Genomic DNA, 2,484 nt, shown 5'->3' on the forward strand with positions numbered 1-2,484 from the left:
CCCGGGGCGATGACGGCTGAAGCCATCGACGCGGGCACCGCCCCGCCGCCCGGACCCGACCGATCAGCCACCGGGCGGGCCCCCTGGAGCAGCCCCGGATCGCTCCGCGACTGCCGGGCAGCAGGTGGCGGCTATTGAGCACAAAACAGGAACATTGTCAATGGATAGGTCGCACCTTGGCGCATATCCCTATGTGATGGCACGCGCACAACGGAGCTTATGGAACGCCGCGGTCAAATTGCTTATGCAGCGGCGCAGGTAGCCAAGACAGCGGTCAATTCCTCATCGAGTGGCAGAAGTAAATTTATGATTTTCTGAACGCGGTCAAACTCGCCTTTTGGGTCGATCTCTTGCTGGACGAATTTTGCCGAGCTGGTGTGTGCAGCCTTGCCTCTTTGTTGTCCAAAATCATCTATCTCTGTTAGGAAAACACCATCGATTTTTTTATGATCCACGCCTATTGGCAAGAGCATAGACAAGATATTTTTCTCTCTGACGCCGTGATTGTCGACCGATATTTGTTTTATGTACTGTGAGACGGCGTCGTTGAGCTTTTCGTGCACATCTATTAGAGCAGGCCACGCTTTCCGCTGGTTTTCTCCTGGGGCGCTGTATGTATCTGGAGGAGGCCTCATTTCTCTGCCGCTAAAAGCAATTAGGCACATTGCTGTTGCTGATACATGGTTCTTATCCTTCCAAGATGCCCATGCTACTTTTGCTATCTCTGTCACTCTTTCTTCCAGAAATTCTTCGAATTCGGCATGGGCTAGCACTCTAAAACCCAGGGCTTTGACAAAAACACTCTCGTCTTCATAAGTACCTGTTGCGTCAAATTCCGCGGGCAACAGATGCGTTCTCAAATAAGTGATTTGCTCTTTAAGACGCAAATATTTAGTGGAAGGCACAGCTAAAAGCCCGCAAAGGATATTCTTCCATCGATCATTTTTGGCGGCTTTGCTGGCAAGCCTATAATGCCATGAAGCGCCTCACCCCAAATTCTTAGCCTTGCTTCAGTGTGAGGCAAACCCGCCGTATCACTTTCGATAGATTCCGCAAATTCTGGGGTTTTGAGTACTCCACTATACGCTTCAATAATTTTTTGTCGATTTTGCAGCATTGCCTCTCTGATACGCGGTTCCACAGCATAGAACACAAGAGCGTCAAAGATCGCTCGATTGAACGATCTGGATTTTTCTTTCCGGGCTATCTGGTCTTCCCCAAAAATATCAATGAGCGCCTTTGTGGCTTCCTTGAAACTACCTACCTGCTCTTTGATAGCGTTCTCGGATTATCCCAACTATCATTGAGCTTTTGACAACTTTCATCAAGGAATGTTTTCATCCTACCGGGATAAAGCTCGACGAAATTATGAAGTGCAAGGAATCTAACTAGCAACTCCACATCTCTCATTCTAGGATCTGGTGTCTTCCTCGATAGCAGCGTTTGGATCTCCGCTGATCCTGCTGCCGCGTCATCGACATAATCGGAAAAAGCGCCGGGGACGACAGCTTGTCGCAACTCTTGAGGAGACAGTTTCACACTGCCGGTATTCAATCGAAGAAACACCAGATGCAAAAAATCTGTGTTTGGCCAATTTCTGATCACAACCGTTCGTAGAGTGTGATTTAAAAATGCGTTTAGATCGTTCGACAGAGCAGGGTCTTCAACTAAATTCTTGTACTTTTTCCTAGAAAGATCGGTTCGTGCCTCTAGCCCTAAAAGAGCAAAGTTATTATTCTCGCCCTCCGCATTTCCTACGAATTGTAGTAAAGACAACAACCGCTGTTTGCCGTCCAAAACAATGTACTTCCCACGCTCTGTCCGTTTTTCCGCAAGAACGATCTGAGGAATGGGCAGACCTAAAATAATTGACTCTACGAATCTGCTTTTACGCAATACACGCCAAGCGTCTCGGCGCTGGAAACGCGGCTTCATCTCGATGTTCCCGCGCCTTGCTTGGGATATGATCGTCTCTACTGTCCAATCTGTGGAGTAGAGGACAGCTTGCGAAAAATTGGCAACCTGCGTTGCATCAAGGACTGCATCGCCTTCGTCTGAAAACTCGAGATTGTCGTCATCTATCTGCACGCCCTACCTCCTCAGACGGCAAACTCGCTATCGTCCTTCATAACTACAATCGAGGATAAATCCTACTGAACATGCCACCGATAGCTTTGCACACGCGCGAGGTGTGCGCCACCGGCGCTGATGCTCCTGCCCGTGGTGAAGCATATGCCAGCTGTTATCGAACGCGGCGAGGTTGGCGTCTGCGTCGTGGTTGCGGTGGCGCTCTACCAGTAGGTCGCGAGAACCTCTCCAATCAGGTTGCGCTCGATCTCAAACAAATTCACCTTGCCCCTGCGCCGGTCGTAGAGCTAGTGCACTGACACCGACATTCGTACCAGGAACCCGTTTGCTAAGTGCCTGAACAGACAAATCAATTCGCGCCGCGCGGTGTACCTTTTGTCGGCGTCAGTGCACTAG

Annotated in this window: 3 protein-coding genes; all 3 read right to left on the reverse strand. The window is 49.7% G+C overall.

Translation table 11 applies throughout. The annotated features are described in order from the left end of the window. Positions 1 to 242: 242 nt before the first annotated feature. On the reverse strand, positions 243 to 860 hold the full coding sequence (locus tag COGEMETH_RS25510; RefSeq protein ID WP_238185452.1) for a HEPN domain-containing protein: 618 nt from the start codon (positions 858 to 860) through the stop codon (positions 243 to 245). Positions 861 to 907: 47 nt separating this feature from the next. Next, positions 908 to 1,141, reverse strand: a complete 234-nt coding sequence (locus tag COGEMETH_RS25515; RefSeq protein ID WP_238185453.1) for a hypothetical protein — start codon at positions 1,139 to 1,141, stop codon at positions 908 to 910. Between the two features lie 119 nt (positions 1,142 to 1,260). Further along, entirely contained in the window at positions 1,261 to 2,088 is an 828-nt protein-coding gene (locus COGEMETH_RS25520; protein WP_238185454.1) for a DUF262 domain-containing protein, read from the reverse strand. Positions 2,089 to 2,484: the final 396 nt, after the last annotated feature.

Origin of the sequence: Methylobacterium trifolii (genome assembly GCF_022179685.1) — a bacterium.
In the GTDB taxonomy this organism is placed as follows: domain Bacteria; phylum Pseudomonadota; class Alphaproteobacteria; order Rhizobiales; family Beijerinckiaceae; genus Methylobacterium; species Methylobacterium trifolii.